This window comes from Salmonella sp. 32070601201500089SM (assembly GCF_017573605.1).
In the GTDB taxonomy this organism is placed as follows: domain Bacteria; phylum Pseudomonadota; class Gammaproteobacteria; order Enterobacterales; family Enterobacteriaceae; genus Salmonella; species Salmonella enterica.
In genome coordinates this window covers 634,599-652,227 of the sequence record NZ_JAGETK010000001.1, presented here as the reverse complement: position 1 = coordinate 652,227, position 17,629 = coordinate 634,599, and the positions used below count along the sequence as shown (strand labels likewise).

The 17,629-nt window shown below is 51.9% G+C and carries 15 protein-coding genes and 1 pseudogene; 10 read left to right on the top strand and 6 right to left on the bottom strand.

The features are described 5' to 3' along the window. Window positions 1-17: 17 nt before the first annotated feature. Complete coding sequence (locus J4728_RS03245; protein WP_000091796.1) at window positions 18-1,271, top strand: MFS transporter; 1,254 nt, start codon at window positions 18-20, stop codon at window positions 1,269-1,271. A 66-nt stretch (window positions 1,272-1,337) separates the two neighbouring features. Here the strand turns inward: J4728_RS03245 and J4728_RS23800 are convergent, their stop codons facing one another. Further along, window positions 1,338-1,430: a KPN_01571 family protein gene (locus J4728_RS23800; RefSeq protein WP_001068154.1), complete on the bottom strand. Its 93-nt coding sequence runs from the start codon at window positions 1,428-1,430 to the stop codon at window positions 1,338-1,340. Window positions 1,431-1,665: 235 nt separating this feature from the next. On the opposite strand from J4728_RS23800, the gene asr reads away from it, so the two are divergent. Continuing rightward, window positions 1,666-1,914, top strand: a complete 249-nt coding sequence (gene asr / locus J4728_RS03240; RefSeq protein WP_000756314.1) for an acid resistance repetitive basic protein Asr — start codon at window positions 1,666-1,668, stop codon at window positions 1,912-1,914. A gap of 268 nt (window positions 1,915-2,182) precedes the next feature. Beyond that, a complete protein-coding gene (locus tag J4728_RS03235; protein WP_000549649.1) occupies window positions 2,183-3,004 on the top strand; it encodes a trypsin-like serine peptidase in 822 nt (273 codons plus the stop codon). A gap of 39 nt (window positions 3,005-3,043) precedes the next feature. On the opposite strand, the gene mdtI is transcribed toward J4728_RS03235, so the two are convergent. Together mdtI and mdtJ are read right to left on the bottom strand one after the other, a co-directional pair. Further along, on the bottom strand, window positions 3,044-3,373 hold the full coding sequence (gene mdtI, locus J4728_RS03230; RefSeq protein WP_208211147.1) for a multidrug/spermidine efflux SMR transporter subunit MdtI: 330 nt from the start codon (window positions 3,371-3,373) through the stop codon (window positions 3,044-3,046). Continuing rightward, window positions 3,360-3,722, bottom strand: coding sequence for a multidrug/spermidine efflux SMR transporter subunit MdtJ (mdtJ, locus tag J4728_RS03225; protein WP_000500278.1), 363 nt, complete (start codon window positions 3,720-3,722; stop codon window positions 3,360-3,362). Before mdtJ ends, mdtI begins: the two co-directional genes overlap by 14 nt. A gap of 417 nt (window positions 3,723-4,139) precedes the next feature. On the opposite strand from mdtJ, the pseudogene J4728_RS03220 reads away from it, so the two are divergent. Further along, a pseudogene (locus J4728_RS03220) lies at window positions 4,140-5,174 on the top strand (AI-2E family transporter). A gap of 174 nt (window positions 5,175-5,348) precedes the next feature. Here the strand turns inward: J4728_RS03220 and pntB are convergent. Both pntB and pntA read right to left on the bottom strand, forming a co-directional pair. Further along, window positions 5,349-6,737: a Re/Si-specific NAD(P)(+) transhydrogenase subunit beta gene (pntB, locus tag J4728_RS03215; RefSeq protein WP_000014056.1), complete on the bottom strand. Its 1,389-nt coding sequence runs from the start codon at window positions 6,735-6,737 to the stop codon at window positions 5,349-5,351. Window positions 6,738-6,747: 10 nt separating this feature from the next. Continuing rightward, window positions 6,748-8,277 carry a Re/Si-specific NAD(P)(+) transhydrogenase subunit alpha gene (pntA, locus tag J4728_RS03210; protein WP_001219360.1) on the bottom strand — a complete coding sequence of 510 codons (1,530 nt, stop codon included), beginning with the start codon at window positions 8,275-8,277 and terminating at the stop codon, window positions 6,748-6,750. A 526-nt stretch (window positions 8,278-8,803) separates the two neighbouring features. On the opposite strand from pntA, the gene ydgH reads away from it, so the two are divergent. Together ydgH and J4728_RS03200 are read left to right on the top strand one after the other, a co-directional pair. After that, the gene (ydgH, locus tag J4728_RS03205; protein WP_000769294.1) at window positions 8,804-9,748 is read left to right on the top strand and encodes a DUF1471 family protein YdgH; all 945 of its coding nucleotides are present in this window, start codon (window positions 8,804-8,806) and stop codon (window positions 9,746-9,748) included. A 298-nt stretch (window positions 9,749-10,046) separates the two neighbouring features. Next, window positions 10,047-11,429 (top strand): amino acid permease, encoded by a 1,383-nt coding sequence (locus J4728_RS03200; RefSeq protein WP_208211144.1) that lies wholly within the window; start codon window positions 10,047-10,049, stop codon window positions 11,427-11,429. Window positions 11,430-11,490: 61 nt separating this feature from the next. On the opposite strand, the gene J4728_RS03195 is transcribed toward J4728_RS03200, so the two are convergent. Then, window positions 11,491-11,826 (bottom strand): GlpM family protein, encoded by a 336-nt coding sequence (locus J4728_RS03195; protein ID WP_000524877.1) that lies wholly within the window; start codon window positions 11,824-11,826, stop codon window positions 11,491-11,493. Between the two features lie 126 nt (window positions 11,827-11,952). On the opposite strand from J4728_RS03195, the gene rstA reads away from it, so the two are divergent. From rstA to rstB, 4 genes are all read left to right on the top strand, one after another. Further along, the gene (rstA, locus tag J4728_RS03190; protein ID WP_001080048.1) at window positions 11,953-12,684 is read left to right on the top strand and encodes a two-component system response regulator RstA; all 732 of its coding nucleotides are present in this window, start codon (window positions 11,953-11,955) and stop codon (window positions 12,682-12,684) included. A gap of 479 nt (window positions 12,685-13,163) precedes the next feature. After that, a complete protein-coding gene (ompC, locus tag J4728_RS03185) occupies window positions 13,164-14,294 on the top strand; it encodes a porin OmpC (RefSeq protein WP_208211140.1) in 1,131 nt (376 codons plus the stop codon). Window positions 14,295-14,446: 152 nt separating this feature from the next. Beyond that, complete coding sequence (locus tag J4728_RS03180) at window positions 14,447-16,153, top strand: amidohydrolase (RefSeq protein WP_208211137.1); 1,707 nt, start codon at window positions 14,447-14,449, stop codon at window positions 16,151-16,153. A 111-nt stretch (window positions 16,154-16,264) separates the two neighbouring features. After that, window positions 16,265-17,566, top strand: coding sequence for a two-component system sensor histidine kinase RstB (rstB, locus tag J4728_RS03175; protein ID WP_079977147.1), 1,302 nt, complete (start codon window positions 16,265-16,267; stop codon window positions 17,564-17,566). Window positions 17,567-17,629: the final 63 nt, after the last annotated feature.

Below are 17,629 nucleotides of genomic sequence, written 5' to 3'. Positions count from 1 at the left end.
TAAAGCAAGGATTTAACGTGAGTCGTACAACTATTCTCGATGACGCCACGGCGAGCGATATCGATGAACAACGCCATTCTCAGCCGGTTCAATTTATTAAACGCGGTACAGCGCCTTTCATGCGCGTCACGCTGGCCCTTTTTTCCGCGGGCCTGGCGACTTTCGCGCTCCTTTATTGCGTTCAGCCTATACTACCGGTACTTTCCCAGGAGTTTGGCGTCTCCCCCGCCAGCAGCAGCGTTTCACTTTCTATTTCTACCGCCATGCTGGCTATCGGCTTACTTTTTACCGGCCCGCTTTCTGATGCGATAGGCCGTAAACCGGTGATGGTCACCGCCTTGTTATTAGCCTCCTGCTGCACATTGTTATCAACCATGATGACCAGCTGGCATGGTATTCTGATTATGCGCGCGCTGATCGGTCTGTCGTTAAGCGGCGTCGCCGCGGTGGGAATGACCTACCTGAGCGAAGAAATCCATCCCAGCTTTGTCGCTTTCTCTATGGGGCTTTATATTAGCGGTAATTCCATCGGCGGGATGAGCGGGCGTTTATTAAGCGGCGTCATGACCGACTTTTTTAACTGGCGCATCGCGCTGGCGGCCATCGGATGCTTTGCGCTGGCGTCCGCGCTGATGTTCTGGAAGATTTTACCCGCCTCGCAACATTTCCGTCCCACGTCGCTACGGCCTAAAACGCTATTTATTAATTTTCGTCTCCACTGGCGCGATCGAGGGTTACCTCTGCTGTTTGCGGAAGGCTTTTTACTGATGGGCGCGTTCGTCACCCTGTTTAACTACATTGGCTATCGCCTGATGCTCTCCCCCTGGGAATTAAGCCAGGCCGTGGTCGGACTGTTATCCGTAGCCTATCTCACCGGCACATGGAGTTCGCCGAAAGCTGGCGCAATGACCTCACGCTATGGCCGGGGGCCAGTGATGCTGTTCTCTACCGCAGTAATGCTGGGTGGGCTTTTACTGACGCTTTTTACCTCGCTTTGGCTGATTTTTGCCGGGATGCTGCTTTTTTCCGCCGGCTTTTTCGCCGCGCACTCCGTGGCCAGTAGTTGGATTGGCCCGCGTGCGCGCCGGGCGAAGGGACAGGCCTCGTCACTTTATCTTTTCAGCTATTATCTGGGGTCCAGTATCGCCGGGACGCTAGGCGGCGTATTCTGGCATAGTTACGGCTGGAACGGCGTAGGTGGTTTTATCGCGCTAATGCTGGTGCTGGCCATCCTGGTCGGGACGCGGTTACATCATCGTCTTCACGCCTGAAAAGAAATAATCCGGCGATAGCAACGTGCGCTATCGCCGGGCTGGTTTCACGCCACGACTCACTGTTCACCATAGACCTGTCAGGCTTGATACGCCCATAACTTCTCTAATTGCATCCAGCGCCAGAAGCGTAAATACCACCCAGATTATCGGATTCATATACGGTGTGCTTGTTATTCTGGAGGGCGGATATTACCGACTCTGCGGCCAAAAATAACGGCCGGTAACGTAAAGCTACCTATTATGGTGGGAGCTTACATCGCGTTACCGGGGGATTGTACATAACGTTACATGCCGAAACCAATCACTCACGGAAGCCTTTTGATAACAGCGATATAGTCATTTCACCGGCCCCGCAGTGGGGTTGAATGAAAACCAAATCGAGGGTATCAAAATGAAAAAAGTATTAGCTCTGGTTGTTGCCGCTGCAATGGGTCTCTCTTCCGCAGCATTCGCGGCTGAGACTGCAACGCCTGCGAAAACCGCAGCGCCTGCCAAAACAACCCAGACCACCCAGCACCACAAAAAACAGCATAAAAAAACCGTTGAGCAAAAAGCGCAGGCGGCTAAAAAGCACCAGAAAAAAGGTGGTAAAGCGCCAGCCAAAACCACGTCAAAACCAACTACTCAACCGGCTGCGTAAGTCGTAACATGCTGCGGCGCGCCCCCGCGCCCGTTTTTACGGCGCTAAATTGTTCTGGTTTAGCGCCGCCTTCCGGGAGGGCAAAAAAGTGTCTCGCTACCGCTTTGAGCTCATTCTTATCGTGCTTATTTTATGCGCCGTTATTGCCACGCATTTCTATCTTTCCTGAGTGTAGTTATCTGATTTTACTCCCACTTTCTTACCGTCACGTCTATAGTAGTACTGAGGGTTTGTTGTTAATAATCATAATTACCCACCAGAGTGTGATATGCATAAAACCATTGCTGTATTACTGGGCATAGTGTGTTTTTTACCGGTTATGGCGAAAGCCAGGGGGGCTGAAACAGACGCCACGGATGCCAGCGACGTCAAAACGCTTTTTTTTAACCATGATGATCGGGTGCCCGTCGCCGATCCTACCCAATCGCCGTGGGATGCCATCGGGCAACTAGAGACCGCCAGCGGTAATTTGTGTACGGCAACGCTTATCTCCCCGCATATCGCCCTGACAGCAGGTCACTGCCTGCTAACGCCACCGAAAGGAAAACCAGACAAGGCGGTTGCGCTGCGTTTTGTGGCGCGAAAAGGAGTATGGCGCTATGAAATCCACGGCATTGAAGGCCGCGTTGAACCGTCGCTGGGCCGACGCCTGAAAGCGGATGGCGATGGCTGGATTGTGCCGCCTGCCGCGGCAAGCTGGGATTTTGGTCTGGTAATATTGCGCTACCCACCTTCCGGTATCACGCCAGTGCCTTTATTTACCGGCGATAAAGCGGCGCTCACTGCGGCGTTGAAAGCCGCAGACCGAAAAGTCACGCAGTCCGGTTATCCGGAAGATCATCTGAATGCGCTCTATTCCCATCAGGATTGCGTCGTGACCGGCTGGGCGCAGAATGCCGTACTCTCACACCAGTGCGACACGTTACCTGGCGACAGCGGCTCGCCGCTCTTATTGCACACGGATAGCGGATGGCAGCTCATTGGCGTACAAAGCTCCGCCCCTGCGGCTAAAGATCGCTGGCGCGCCGATAACCGCGCTATATCCGTCACCGGCTTTCGCGATAAGCTGAAAGCTCTGGCGCAGGATTAATGCGGGAATCGCTGCCTGAACCGACAGGCAGCGATCGTCTCAGGCAAATTTGATCATGACCATTCCGGCGAGCAGCAATATCACGCCACCCCAGCCTTTGGGGTTTAAGCGCTGGCCGAAGAGCACCCAGCCCGCCGCCAGCGTGGCGGCAATACCAAAACCGCCCCATAACGCATACGCCACCGACAGGTCTATCCCTTTTACCGCCTGGGAAAGCGCGCTGAAGGCGGCCAGAACAGCGGCAAGCGATAAGATGCCATAGCATTTACGGCGAAAGCCGTCCGAAAATTTCAACAGAACGTTAGCCGCGATTTCCAGCATTATTGCCAGCCCAAGCCAGGCGCCGTGTATCCATTCAAATTGTTGCACGAGTCGCCTCCTTCACCGGTTTGCCGGGTTTACGCGTCCCTGATTTGATCAATACGATGCCGGCGACCAGCGTCAGCAAGCCGGCAATCTTCATGGTTGATAATGCTTCATCAAATAGCAGCACGCTAAAAATGGTAATAAATAAAATGCCGATCCCTTCCCATAAGGCATACGCTACACCTAGGGCAATCTTTTTTACCGCAAAAGAAAGAAATATATATGACAGCGTGATCATCACCAGCATTAAAATAAAACCCGCATTGCCATTACCCACACTAGCCCATTTCATTGAGAGCGTGCCGGTAATTTCAGTCGCGATAGCCAGAGCTAATAAAATCCAGTAAAACATGACACTTCTCCTGCATGAGAATATACTCTTTCAAGTCTGCTGCACGCAGCAAACTAAAAAATAAAATCAGTTAGCACAGCGCATTGCGCCAGCTCAGGCAGAAGTGAGAGACTAAAGTGCGTTACGCCAGTGCTGCTCGCCGATAAGCAGGAAAAAGGAGGTAGAGTGAAGATGCGTTTGCGTGGAGAAAAAAGCGCTGAACATATTGTCCATAATATTACAATTATCCGCAGTGTTGCTTCTCGTCATCGCGGATGATAATTGTCCTCGGTAGTTGAACACGCCTGATTTGTATCATAAGCCAGGAATTAACTCAAAATATTTTCACTTCTTTACCTGAAGTGTTTGATTTTAACCAGAACAGGTCGACCGACATCACATTATTATTCGTGTCGGCATCAGAAAACAGGGACTGATATGGCAAAACCGATCATCACGCTCAATGGTCTAAAAATCGTCATTATGCTGGGAATGCTGGTGGTTATTCTGAGCGGTATCCGCTTCGCCGCAGATATCATTGTTCCCTTTATTTTGGCGTTATTTATTGCAGTCGTTCTCAATCCCGTTGTGCAACGGATGACCCGGTGCCGAATTCCGCGCGTTATCGCCGTATCATTGCTCATTGTGATTATTGTTATGTTAATGGTACTGCTACTGGCCTATTTGGGGACATCATTAAATGAACTGGCTCGTACCCTACCGCAATATCGCTCCTCATTGGTGATACCGTTGCAACGTATCGAACCGTGGTTGCAGCGAGCTGGCATTGGCGTGTCGGTTGATGAGCTGGCGAAATATATCGATCCAAACGCCGCCATGACTCTGGTAACGAACCTGCTCACCCAACTGTCCAATGCCATGTCATCCATCTTTTTATTGCTATTGACCGTGGTATTTATGCTGCTGGAGGTTCCACAGCTGCCTGAAAAACTGCAGCAGATGATGAGCCGTCCGGTGGAGGGCATGGCGGCAATTCAACGCGCGCTTGATAGCGTTTCCCATTATCTGGTGTTAAAAACAGCGATCAGTATCGTGACGGGGCTGGTCGCATGGGGCATGCTGGCCGCGCTGGATGTCCGCTTCGCCTTTGTCTGGGGTCTACTGGCCTTCGCGCTGAACTATATTCCTAATATTGGATCGGTGCTCGCTGCCCTGCCACCCATTATTCAGGTGCTGGTATTTAACGGGTTTTATGATGCGCTGCTGGTGCTGGCAGGCTATCTGCTGATTAATCTGGTCTTCGGCAATATCCTTGAGCCACGAATTATGGGACGTGGTTTAGGCCTTTCAACCTTAGTGGTATTTTTGTCGTTAATTTTCTGGGGCTGGCTATTAGGTCCGGTGGGCATGTAGCTCTCCGTTCCGTTAACCATCATTGTCAAAATCGCCCTCGAACAGACCACCGGCGGGCAGAGTATCGCCGTTCTGCTTAGCGATTTAAACAAAAGATAAAATGCAATACATACACAAAATCATTCAAGATGCATCGCGGCGGCAAGGGAAGAAATCCCCGGGAGCATAGATAACGATGTGACCGGGGTTTCTGAGTGCAGCCAACAAAGAGGCAGCGTAAAGGATGAAGTGTATAAAAACGGCCTCCGAAGAGGCCGCCGCACGTTTAAAAGATTAAAGCGCTTTCAGAATCGCATCCACGCTGGCTTTGGCATCGCCAAACAGCATTTGCGTATTCTCTTTAAAGAACAGCGGGTTCTGCACACCAGCATAACCGGTATTCATTGAACGCTTAAAGACCACGACATTCTGTGCTTTCCACACTTCGAGAACCGGCATACCGGCGATCGGGCTGCGGGGATCGTCTTGCGCCGCCGGGTTCACCGTATCGTTCGCGCCAATCACCAGCACGGTATCGGTATCGGCGAAATCATCATTGATCTCGTCCATCTCCAGCACGATGTCATAAGGCACTTTCGCCTCCGCCAACAGCACGTTCATATGCCCCGGCAGGCGACCCGCCACCGGATGAATGCCGAAACGCACGTTGATACCGCGCGCACGCAGTTTTTCGGTGATTTCCGCCACCGGATACTGCGCCTGCGCCACCGCCATCCCGTACCCCGGCGTAATAATGACGGAGTGGGAGTTTTTCAGCATCTCAGCGGTCTCTTCCGCCGTAATTTCGCGATGTTCGCCAGCTTCCTGATCGTCGCCCGTTGAGGAGCCGTCAGTACCGAACCCACCAGCAATAACGCTGATGAAAGAGCGGTTCATCGCTTTACACATAATGTAAGACAGGATCGCGCCTGACGAACCGACCAGCGCGCCGGTCACAATCAGCAAATCGTTGCTCAACATGAAGCCAGCCGCCGCGGCAGCCCAACCGGAATAGGAGTTCAGCATTGAAACAACCACCGGCATGTCCGCCCCGCCGATAGAAGCGACCAGATGCCAACCAAACGCCAGCGCGATAATGGTCATCAGCAGTAGCGCCAGAACCTGTAGACCCACGCTTTCGGTACGAACAAAAACCAGCAGCAACAGGAAAGAAACAACCAGTGCCGCCAGGTTCATTTTGTGACGGTTAGGCAACATCAACGGCTTAGAAGAGATTTTGCCGCGCAGTTTACCAAACGCTACGATCGATCCAGTGAAAGTGACTGCGCCAATAAAGATACCGAGGAAGACTTCGGTCAGATGGATATTCACCAGCACCGGCGCCAGACTGGCGTCATGGTACAGATAGCTGTTAAAGCCAACCAGTACCGCCGCCAGGCCCACGAAACTGTGCAGAATCGCGACCAGCTCCGGCATCTCGGTCATCTCAACTTTTTTCGCCATGCGGATGCCAATCGCGCCGCCAATAATCATGGCGACCAGAATCCATGCCACGTTGCCGGTATCCGGCCCGAAAATGGTCGCCAGCAACGCGATCGCCATCCCGGCAATACCGAAGTTATTCCCCTGGCGGGACGTTTCATGCTTTGAAAGCCCGGCAAGGCTGAAAATAAACAGGATCGCGGCAACAATGTATGCAGCTGTAACTAATCCTCCAGACATATGTTACCCCTTAGTTTTTCCGGAACATTTTCAGCATACGCTGAGTCACGGTGAAGCCACCGAAAATATTAATGCTGGCGATAAGCACCGCGATAAAGCTCAGGAAGCTGACCCAGCCGCCCTGACCAATTTGCAATAATGCCCCGACAACAATAATCCCTGAAATTGCGTTGGTCACCGACATTAATGGCGTATGAAGCGCATGAGACACGTTCCACACCACGTAATAACCAACCACGCAGGCGAGCGCAAACACGGTAAAATGGCCGAGGAACTCTTTTGGCGCGACATCGGCCAGCCAACCAAAAAGAATGATCGCCAGCGCCATTAACGCATACTTCCGCCAGGGTGAAGCGGGCTTTTCCGGCTCTTTTGGCGCAGGTGCTGCTTTAGGCGCGGCCTGTGGCTGCGCTGAAACCTGGATTGGCGGCGCAGGCCAGGTAATGTCGCCGTCGCGAATCACCGTCACGCCACGGATCACGACATCGTCAAAATCCACGTCAATATTGCCGTCTTTCTCTTTGCACAGCAGCTTCAGCAGGTTAACCAGGTTGGTGCCATAAAGCTGGGATGACTGCGTCGGCAAACGCCCCGGTAGATCGGTGTAGCCAATCACTTTTACGCCATTGTCCGTCGTCACAACCTGATTGGCGACGGTATATTCGCAGTTACCGCCATTCTGCGCGGCCAGGTCGACAATCACGCTGCCGGCCTTCATAGAATCGACCATATCGCGGGTAATCAGCTTCGGCGCTGGTTTGCCCGGAATCAACGCAGTGGTAACAATGATGTCGACCTCTTTGGCCTGGGCGGCAAAGAGCGCCATTTCCGCTTTGATAAACGCCTCGGACATCACTTTGGCGTAACCATCGCCGCTACCGGCTTCCTCTTTAAAATCCAGTTCGAGGAACTCAGCCCCCATACTCTGGACCTGCTCTTTGACTTCAGGACGAGTGTCAAACGCGCGGACAATCGCCCCCAGGCTGTTTGCCGCGCCGATAGCCGCAAGACCGGCAACGCCCGCGCCAATCACCATCACCTTCGCCGGCGGCACTTTCCCGGCGGCAGTGATTTGGCCGGTAAAGAAGCGCCCAAATTCATGCGCGGCCTCTACAATGGCGCGATAACCCGCGATATTCGCCATTGAGCTTAACGCGTCGAGCGACTGCGCGCGGGAAATACGCGGCACGGAGTCCATCGCCATCACCGTAACCTTACGTTCGGCAAGTTTCTCCATTAACCCAGGATTTTGCGCAGGCCAGATAAAACTGACCAGCGTAGTCCCGGGGTTCAGTAAAGCGATTTCCTCTTCTTCAGGCGCATTAACCTTGAGAATAATTTCCGACTGCCAGATAGCATTGCCGTCTACAATATCCGCGCCAGCCTGCGCAAACGCTTTGTCGTCAAAACTTGCCAGTTGACCCGCCCCGCTTTCGATAGCGACGCTAAACCCCAGCTTCAGTAGCTGCTCTACCGTTTTCGGCGTCGCAGCGACACGGGTTTCATTGGGTAACCGCTCTTTTGGTATGCCAATTCGCATAAATGTTCCCTTCCATCGGTATTTTTGATGATGGTTTGTCAGTAAGCGCGAGAAGCGTACGCCTGCCCGCGTTTGAGGTAAATGTTACCCCAGCAGAATAAAACCGTTACAAACTCTCTATAACCTACTGAAAATAACGCCTGTGATCTAGCGCCAAAAAACAGAATTTTTTATCAAATTTGCAAAACATGAACGATTCAGCCGCTAAGCAGCCATAATGCCTTGAAAATGGCCTGCGAGGGCTGATAATTCGCTCAAATTTGACAGCAAAACATCATTAAACCCCTGGTGAGATCAAGAAATTAACATTAAATTAACTTATTAAATTTATACGCTTCATTAGCTTAGCCGCCCGGACGCCGTTTTTTTCGACATATCGGTAAATGTTATCATCAAAGATAGGATACATGACACGATGCGTGAAAAATCCCGCAGACATCCATATGGTTTAAATGCAATAATCAGCCACGTTTCTAGTCAATAACAATACCAGTACCTGGTTTGCGCAAGGCGAAGGATTATTTTTATGAAGCTTAAGAACACTCTCCTGGCGTCGGCTCTGCTTTCTGCGGCTGCTTTTTCTGTCCATGCAGCAACAGAACTGACGCCGGAGCAAGCGGCTGCACTAAAACCTTATGACCGCATCGTTATTACCGGTCGTTTTAATGCTATTGGCGATGCGGTCTCCGCCGTGTCCCGCCGCGCAGATAAAGAAGGCGCAGCCTCCTTCTATGTTGTCGACACCTCGGAGTTCGGCAACAGTGGTAACTGGCGTGTTGTGGCGGACGTGTATAAAGCCGACGCGCCGAAAGCCGACGCGCCCAAAAATCGTGTCATTAATGGCATCGTGGAATTACCGAAAGACCAGGCCGTACAATTAGAACCGTATGACACCGTCACCGTTCAGGGCTTCTACCGTAGCCAGCCGGAAGTTAACGATGCCATTACGAAAGCGGCGAAACAAAAAGGCGCATACGCTTTCTATATTGTTCGTCAGATAGATGCGAATCAGGGCGGAAACCAGCGCATCACTGCATTTATCTATAAACAAGATGCGAAAAAACGCATCGTCCAGAGCCCCGACGCTATTCCGGCAGACTCTGAAGCTGGCCGCGCTGCGCTGGCTCAGGGCGGCGAAGCTGCGAAGAAAGTCGAAATTCCAGGCGTCGCCACGTCAGCCTCGCCGAGCGCCGAAGTAGGCCGTTTCTTCGAAACGCAATCCTCCAAAGGCGGGCGTTACACTGTCACACTACCGGATGGCACAAAAGTTGAGGAGCTGAATAAAGCGACGGCTGCGATGATGGTGCCTTTCGACAGCGTTAAGTTCACCGGCAACTACGGCAATATGACAGAAATCTCCTACCAGGTCGCCAAACGCGCGGCGAAGAAAGGCGCTAAGTATTATCATATTACGCGTCAGTGGCAGGAGCGCGGTAATAACATCACCATCAGCGCCGACCTCTATAAATAAGGCGCGCGTCGCCATCAGGCTTTCTCGCCGGATGGCGGCATACCTGCCTTATCAGGCCTACACGATCGTTCAACGGCAGGCCTGATAAGCCACCATCCGGCACTTTCTCGCGGGATGCCAGTTCCGTCAAATATCGCGATGAATCTCACTTTTCGCTTTTTTGGCGATAAATCTTATCCAGGCCGTTGCATGCGGTCCCTTCTCTCCGTAAAATCCCGCGCCTTAGTGGCTTTCACCATTTTTATGCGTTTTGCCATAATAATTATTCTTCCAATTTCATTTTTATAGCTGGATACCAATGGAAAAAAAACTGGAACTGAGCGCGCTGACCGCGCTGGTTTTAAGCTCAATGCTTGGCGCAGGTGTTTTCAGTCTGCCCCAGAATATGGCCGCCGTTGCCAGTCCGGCTGCGTTGTTAATTGGCTGGGCCATTACCGGCGTGGGGATACTCTTACTGGCATTCGCCATGTTAATCCTTACGCGCATTCGCTCCGAGCTTGACGGCGGTATCTTTACTTACGCCCGCGAAGGCTTCGGCGAACTGATTGGCTTTTGTTCTGCCTGGGGCTATTGGCTGTGCGCGGTCATCGCCAACGTATCCTATTTGGTTATCGTCTTTTCAGCGCTGAGTTTCTTTACCGATACGCCTGCCCTGCGTCTGTTTGGTGACGGTAATACCTGGCAGGCTATTGTCGGCGCTTCAGTCTTGCTCTGGATTGTCCATTTCCTCATCCTGCGCGGCGTACAAACGGCAGCCAGCATCAATCTGGTCGCGACTCTGGCGAAACTGTTGCCGCTCGGCGCGTTTATTGTGCTGGCTATCATGATGTTCAAACTGGATACCTTCACACTGGACTTCACTGGTGTTGAACTCGGTATTCCCGTATGGGAACAGGTCAAGAACACCATGCTTATTACGCTGTGGGTGTTTATTGGCGTTGAAGGCGCCGTCGTCGTCTCGGCCCGAGCGAAAAATAAACGCGATGTAGGCCGCGCCACGCTACTGGCGGTCCTCGCGGCGCTGGGAATATATCTCCTGGTCACGCTGCTTTCTCTTGGCGTTCTGGCGCGTCCGGAACTGGCGGAGATGCGTAACCCGTCGATGGCCGGACTAATGGTAAAAATGATGGGGCCGTGGGGAGAAATTATTATTGCAGCGGGACTGATTGTGTCTGTCTGCGGGGCTTATCTAAGCTGGACTATTATGGCGGCGGAGGTGCCATTTCTGGCGGCAGCCTATAAATCCTTCCCGGGCATCTTCGCGCGACAAAATGCGCAAGGCGCGCCTTCTGCATCGTTATGGCTCACCAATATCTGTGTGCAAATCTGTCTGGTGCTGATCTGGCTGACCGGTTCGGACTACAACAGGCTATTGACGATTGCGTCAGAAATGATTCTGGTGCCCTACTTTCTGGTCGGCGCATTTCTGCTGAAGATTGCAACACGTCCCCTCCATCGGGCGGTCGGTATCGGAGCCTGTATTTATGGCTTATGGTTGTTATACGCGTCGGGTCCCATGCACCTGCTGCTGTCCGTCGTACTGTACGCGCCTGGATTACTGGTTTTCCTGTATGCGCGTCGGACGCACAAGCATGACAACGTGTTAAATCGTCAGGAAGTCGTGCTGATTGGTTTATTGCTGGTCGCGGCGGTTCCGGCTACGTGGATGCTGGTGGGTTGACAACCTCCCCATCGTAATATCCGTCTGTATTACGATGGGGAAACCACGGTCTTTGCCAATATTAATGCCATTTAATCCAGCAAAAAATCAGCAGCCACGCGCTTAGCCCCCAGCAGACCACCGCACCGCCAAGCGCGACGGGCAGGCGCATCACGCCGCTGAAATACCATAGCGTTGCAAGATAAATGAAATAAGGAATGATCGACCACATGCTAAAGACGATGGTGGTACGCATCGCGTCGATGCCCCGCTCGCTGGCCACGATATAGTGCGCGATAAGCGCAAACGTTGGAAACAGAGGAATTAATCCGGCGATATAATAATTTTTCGTTTTTGACAGCAGACCAATCAATACGACGACCAGCGCCCCCAGGGCAGCTTTAATCACGAGTCCCATTACCTTGCCTTAACACGCTAATAACAACAGCGTGTAGCATAACGGAACCGCTCTCGTTTAGAAAAGATTTATGGAAGGGAAAACAGAGGCGGTGTATGTTGGCGTTTTCTATTCTCCATTTATAATATGAACCGCATTGTATTTGTTGAAGACGACGCTGAAGTGGGTTCTCTCATTGCCGCTTATCTGGCGAAACATGATATTGATGTCATTGTTGAGCCGCGTGGTGACCGGGCGGAGGATCTTATCCTCACCACTCAGCCCGATCTGGTTTTACTGGATATTATGCTTCCAGGTAAAGATGGCATGACGATATGTCGCGATTTACGCCACCGCTGGCAAGGCCCGATTGTCCTGCTCACCTCGCTGGACAGTGATATGAATCATATTCTGGCGCTGGAGATGGGCGCCTGCGACTACATCCTCAAAACCACGCCTCCGGCCGTTTTGCTGGCGCGTCTGCGCTTACACCTGCGGCAAAGCGAACAAACGCAACAGGCAAAAAGTCTTCAGGAGAGCGCGCTTACGCCGCATAAAGCGCTGCGTTTTGGCGCGTTAACCATCGATCCCCTTAACCGGGCGGTCCAGCTCAATGGCGATTTCATATCGCTCTCCACCGCCGATTTTGAATTGCTCTGGGAACTGGCGACACACGCCGGACAAATTATGGATCGCGACGCGTTGCTAAAAACGCTGCGCGGCGTCAATTATGATGGTCTGGATCGCAGCGTGGATGTGGCGATTTCCCGCCTGCGTAAGAAACTGCTGGATAGCGCTGCTGAGCCCTATCGTATAAAGACCATTCGCAATAAAGGCTATCTTTTTGCCCCTCATGCCTGGGACGAAACGACGGGATAAGTTAGCCGACAAATTTTACCTGCCTTTATCAAGTCATAGTGGCGATGCTCATCACCGCCACTGTTCAAAAAACAGACATTGTATACATGAATGCTATTTTTATTAGTCGAAACGGCCCCTTTATTACCGTTTTCTCTGCGTTGTGGTTCATGATTACGTCTTTTTCGCTCAAGAAAGTTAAATTAAAAAAACTCGAAGCCAGTTCACAAAATTGATAACAGAATGTCTGCCCGCCGCTATATTGCCATCTTTTTTCGCAAATTGTGAAATAAAACAAATCACAACCATGAATACATAATAACAAATATATTCACCATAAATATATGCGTTTCCGATAGTAACTTTTGTATTAATTAATAACATATAAGAAAAGTTAGCATTTGCTGAAATAATATTATTCAGATTAGGATGCCTTTGATTCAACGAATCTGTAGAAGTTCAATCTTTTGCAAATAAGTTAAGTTTTTAAGGATAAAAAAATGAAAAGAAAAGTATTGGCACTTGTCATCCCGGCTCTGCTGGCTGCTGGCGCAGCACACGCCGCTGAAATTTATAACAAAGACGGCAACAAACTGGACCTTTACGGGAAAGTAGACGGCCTGCACTATTTCTCTGATGACTCTTCTAAAGATGGCGATCAGACCTATATGCGTGTCGGCTTTAAAGGCGAAACGCAGATTAACGACCAACTGACCGGTTACGGCCAGTGGGAATATAACGTTCAGGCTAACACTACCGAAGGCGAAGGCGCTAATTCCTGGACTCGTCTGGCATTCGCCGGCCTGAAATTCGGCGACTACGGCTCATTCGACTATGGTCGTAACTACGGCGTCCTGTACGACGTAGAAGGCTGGACCGATATGCTGCCTGAGTTCGGCGGCGACTCCTACACTTACGCTGACAACTTCATGACCGGTCGTGCTAACGGCGTGGCCACCTACCGTAACACTGATTTCTTCGGTCTGGTAGACGGTCTGAACTTCGCGTTGCAATATCAGGGTGCCAATGAAAACCAGGTTTCTCATGAGCAGGAAGGCACTAATAACGGCGGCGATCGTAACGTGAAGAACGCTAACGGTGACGGCTTCGGTATCTCATCAACTTATGATCTGGGTATGGGCGTAAGTTTCGGCGCGGCATATACCACTTCCGATCGTACTAATGGTCAGGTTAATTACTCTACCGCTGGCGGTGATAAAGCGGATGCATGGACTGTTGGCGCTAAATATGATGCTAATAATATCTATCTGGCCACAATGTATTCAGAAACCCGTAATATGACGCCTTACGGCAATGACGATTGCCGCTCATGCGTAGCAAACAAAACGCAAAACTTCGAAGTTACAGCCCAATATCAATTTGATTTCGGTTTACGTCCGGCAGTTTCCTTCCTGATGTCTAAAGGTAAAGACCTTGTCAATAAAGGCGTAAATGAAGACAAAGATTTGGTCAAATATGCTGATGTCGGCGCCACCTACTATTTCAACAAAAACTTCTCCACCTATGTTGATTATAAAATCAACCTGCTGGATGACGACGATAACTTCTATGCAGATAACGGCATTAATACCGATGACGTTGTCGCGCTGGGTATGGTTTACCAGTTCTAATTATTCATTAATTCTTCTCAAGCCCGCCGTTTCGGCGGGCTTTTCTTTTTTCATCACCACCGTTCTAAAAACAGAACGCACTGTTCCCTGGGCACAGATTGAACAATTCTTGTTCGCTCTCTATGGTTTGCTTATCGCCCGACAAAAGGAACATGCTAATGATCAGTCTCGTCCCGCCTCTGCTTTCCAGAACCGCGCTTCTCTTTCTGCTCACGGCCACAGGCGCAGCCACCGCCGCCCGCCCGGCAGCGGATATTATTTTGCATAACGGTAATATCATCACTCTGAATGATGCCCAGCCGCAGGCCAGCGCGCTGGTGATTTCCGGCTCGCGGATTGTGGCGATTGGCGATGATACGGCGACAGATGAATGGCGCGGCGACCATACCCGTACCATCGATTTACAGGGTAAAACCGTGATACCCGGCCTGACCGATACCCACATCCACGCCATTCGCGGCGGACAAACCTGGACATTCGAAACCTACTGGTACGACAGCCCTTCGCTTAAAGACGCGCTGGATAAATTACGCGCCGACGCTAACCGTCGTCCCCACGATCAATGGGTAGCCGTAGTGGGATCGTGGATACCGGCGCAATTTGCAGAAAACCGGGCGCCGACGGTAGCCGAATTGAGCCACGCCCTTCCCGATCATCCGGCTTATATTCAGTATCTTTACGACTATGCATTAGTGAATCAGCGCGGTATAGACGTACTTGGCCTTAACGACACCCCTCCTCCTGATTTAGCGGGAATCCGCGTAGAGCGCGACGCAAAAGGTAGCGCCACGGGGAAATTATTTGGTGACATCGCCGCGTTTAACCAGCTTTTTGCCAGCATAAGTAGTAACGCCGATCGTGAGGGTGGTCTGCGGCAATTTTTCGCTGATATGAACGCTCGCGGCGTGACCGGCATCATTGACCCCTCTGCCGGGCCTGCCGCCGCTTATGAGCCTTTATTTGCAATGCGAAACCAGGGGGATTTACCGCTGCGCGTGGGGTATCGCATTCCGGTACAGCCAGAAGCGAAAGGTCATGAAGCGCAGTGGTTCAGCAACCTGATGGCCTTTCGCCCGGCGCGTGCCGATGACGGGCAACTGGCTTTTCTTGGCCTGGGGGAAAGCCTGGTGGCCGGAATGAATGACGGCGTGCGGATGGCCCCAGGGTTTTCTTCCTCAGAGCAGGATAAAACCGCGCTTCGCCAGGTCGCGACGTTTGCGGCAAAACGGGGAATACCGCTTGAGATCCACGCCTATACCGATGACAGCGCCGACGCGATATTGACGATTTTTGAGCAGGTAGCGCAGCAGTACGATCTGCGCCCTCTCCGCTGGTCTATTGCGCATCTGAATACCGGTTCGCCACAGACGCTTGAGCGAATGCGTAAGCTGGGTCTGGCATACACTGTGCAAATGGGGCCTTACTTTGAGGGGCTTGCCATCCGTGACGCCAACCCACCCGGTGCGACGGACAATTCGCCGCCGGTTCGACTGGCGCTGGATAAAGGGCTTGTCGTAGCTGGCGATACCGATTCGACGCGTATTGGCATTGCCGGTGTCTGGCACGCTATCGAATATCATATCACCGGTATAGCGTCAGGCGGTTCCGTGCGTAAACCCGCCAGCGAGCGGCTCACGCGTCTGGAAGCGCTAGCGTTATATACACGTCATGCCGCCTGGCTCGCCTTTGCCGAACAACACCGGGGCCAGCTTAGCGTCGAAAAACAGGCCGATCTGGCGGTGCTCAATCAGCCATTTATGACGATGCCGGAAGACAGAATTGATACCATTCGCGCTGTTTTGACACTTGTCGATGGACGCATTGTTCACGAAAGTCCGGACCTTAACGCCGGACAATGAGGTTGTCAGTTGACGCAAAGCCTGCTTTTATAACCCACCAGCGGCGCTGACGGGAAATCTTTTCCCCCAGCGCCGCGATAGAGTTAATGTATTGATATCCGGTGGGCGTTGATGAAAAAGCTGTTTGTGCAGTTTTACCTGTTGCTGTTCGTCTGTTTTCTGGTCATGACCTTATTGGTCGGACTGGTGTACAAATTCACTGCCGAACGCGCGGGCAGGCAATCGCTCGACGATCTGATGAAAAGTTCGCTCTATCTGATGCGCAGCGAACTGCGGGAAATTCCGCCGCGTGAATGGGGGAAAACGTTAAAAGAGATGGACCTGAACCTCTCTTTCGATTTACGCGTTGAACCGTTAAATCACTATAAGCTTGATGCCGCCACCACGCAGCGACTGCGTGAAGGCGATATTGTCGCGCTTGACGATCAATACACCTTTATTCAGCGTATCCCGCGCAGCCATTACGTCCTGGCGGTTGGCCCGGTTCCCTATCTCTATTTCCTGCATCAAATGCGACTGCTGGATATCGCTTTAATGGCGCTCATTGCTTTTTCTCTCGCCTTTCCTGTGTTTATCTGGATGCGCCCGCACTGGCAAGAAATGCTCAGGCTCGAATCCGCCGCGCAGCGCTTTGGCGAGGGTCATTTGACTGAACGCCTGCATTTCGATAATGGCTCCAGTTTCGAACGTCTGGGCGTCGCGTTCAACCAGATGGCGGATAACATTAATGCCCTGATCGCCAGTAAAAAACAGCTGATTGACGGTATCGCTCATGAGCTTCGCACGCCGCTGGTACGTTTACGCTATCGGCTTGAAATGAGTGAAAATCTGACTCCGCCGGAATCACAGGCGCTCAATCGCGATATTGGTCAACTGGAAGCGCTGATTGAAGAACTGCTCACCTATGCGCGCCTTGACCGACCGCAAAATGAACTGATGTTGACCGAACCCGACCTCCCCGCCTGGTTGCTCGCGCATTTGCAGGACGTGCAAAGCGTGACCCCGGAACGCGCCGTAAACCTTGTCACATGTGTAATCGGCGATTATGGCGCGCTTGATATGCGGTTAATGTCGCGAGTGCTGGATAACCTGCTGAATAATGCGTTGCGCTACAGTCGTACCACCGTTCAAGTCAGCCTGTTACGCGACGGCAGTCAGGCAACGCTGATAGTTGAAGATGACGGCCCCGGCATTGAAGCGGATGCGCGTGAGCGCGTATTTGAACCTTTTGTCAGACTCGACCCCAGTAGAGACCGGGCGACAGGCGGCTGCGGGCTTGGACTCGCCATCGTACACTCTATCGCCCTGGCGATGGGCGGTAGCGTCGTCTGTGACGAGAGCGAACTGGGCGGCGCAAAATTTAGCTTTCACTGGCCGGTCTGGCACGCGATGCCCAACGTGACCGCTGCCTGACGTATTTTGCACGCTGGTTGAGCGGTGGGAACTGTGCTATACAGATAGTATGTTGTAACTAAA

What these genes read in the sequence shown, in the direction of transcription:
- J4728_RS23800 (WP_001068154.1), bottom strand. Translation starts at nt 1,430, where the DNA reads ATGAATCCGATAATCTGGGTGGTATTTACGCTTCTGGCGCTGGATGCA.
- asr (WP_000756314.1), top strand. Translation starts at nt 1,666, where the DNA reads ATGAAAAAAGTATTAGCTCTGGTTGTTGCCGCTGCAATGGGTCTCTCT.
- J4728_RS03235 (WP_000549649.1), top strand. Translation starts at nt 2,183, where the DNA reads ATGCATAAAACCATTGCTGTATTACTGGGCATAGTGTGTTTTTTACCG.
- mdtJ (WP_000500278.1), bottom strand. Translation starts at nt 3,722, where the DNA reads ATGTTTTACTGGATTTTATTAGCTCTGGCTATCGCGACTGAAATTACC.
- pntB (WP_000014056.1), bottom strand. Translation starts at nt 6,737, where the DNA reads ATGTCTGGAGGATTAGTTACAGCTGCATACATTGTTGCCGCGATCCTG.
- pntA (WP_001219360.1), bottom strand. Translation starts at nt 8,277, where the DNA reads ATGCGAATTGGCATACCAAAAGAGCGGTTACCCAATGAAACCCGTGTC.
- ydgH (WP_000769294.1), top strand. Translation starts at nt 8,804, where the DNA reads ATGAAGCTTAAGAACACTCTCCTGGCGTCGGCTCTGCTTTCTGCGGCT.
- J4728_RS03200 (WP_208211144.1), top strand. Translation starts at nt 10,047, where the DNA reads ATGGAAAAAAAACTGGAACTGAGCGCGCTGACCGCGCTGGTTTTAAGC.
- J4728_RS03195 (WP_000524877.1), bottom strand. Translation starts at nt 11,826, where the DNA reads ATGGGACTCGTGATTAAAGCTGCCCTGGGGGCGCTGGTCGTCGTATTG.
- rstA (WP_001080048.1), top strand. Translation starts at nt 11,953, where the DNA reads ATGAACCGCATTGTATTTGTTGAAGACGACGCTGAAGTGGGTTCTCTC.
- ompC (WP_208211140.1), top strand. Translation starts at nt 13,164, where the DNA reads ATGAAAAGAAAAGTATTGGCACTTGTCATCCCGGCTCTGCTGGCTGCT.
- J4728_RS03180 (WP_208211137.1), top strand. Translation starts at nt 14,447, where the DNA reads ATGCTAATGATCAGTCTCGTCCCGCCTCTGCTTTCCAGAACCGCGCTT.
- rstB (WP_079977147.1), top strand. Translation starts at nt 16,265, where the DNA reads ATGAAAAAGCTGTTTGTGCAGTTTTACCTGTTGCTGTTCGTCTGTTTT.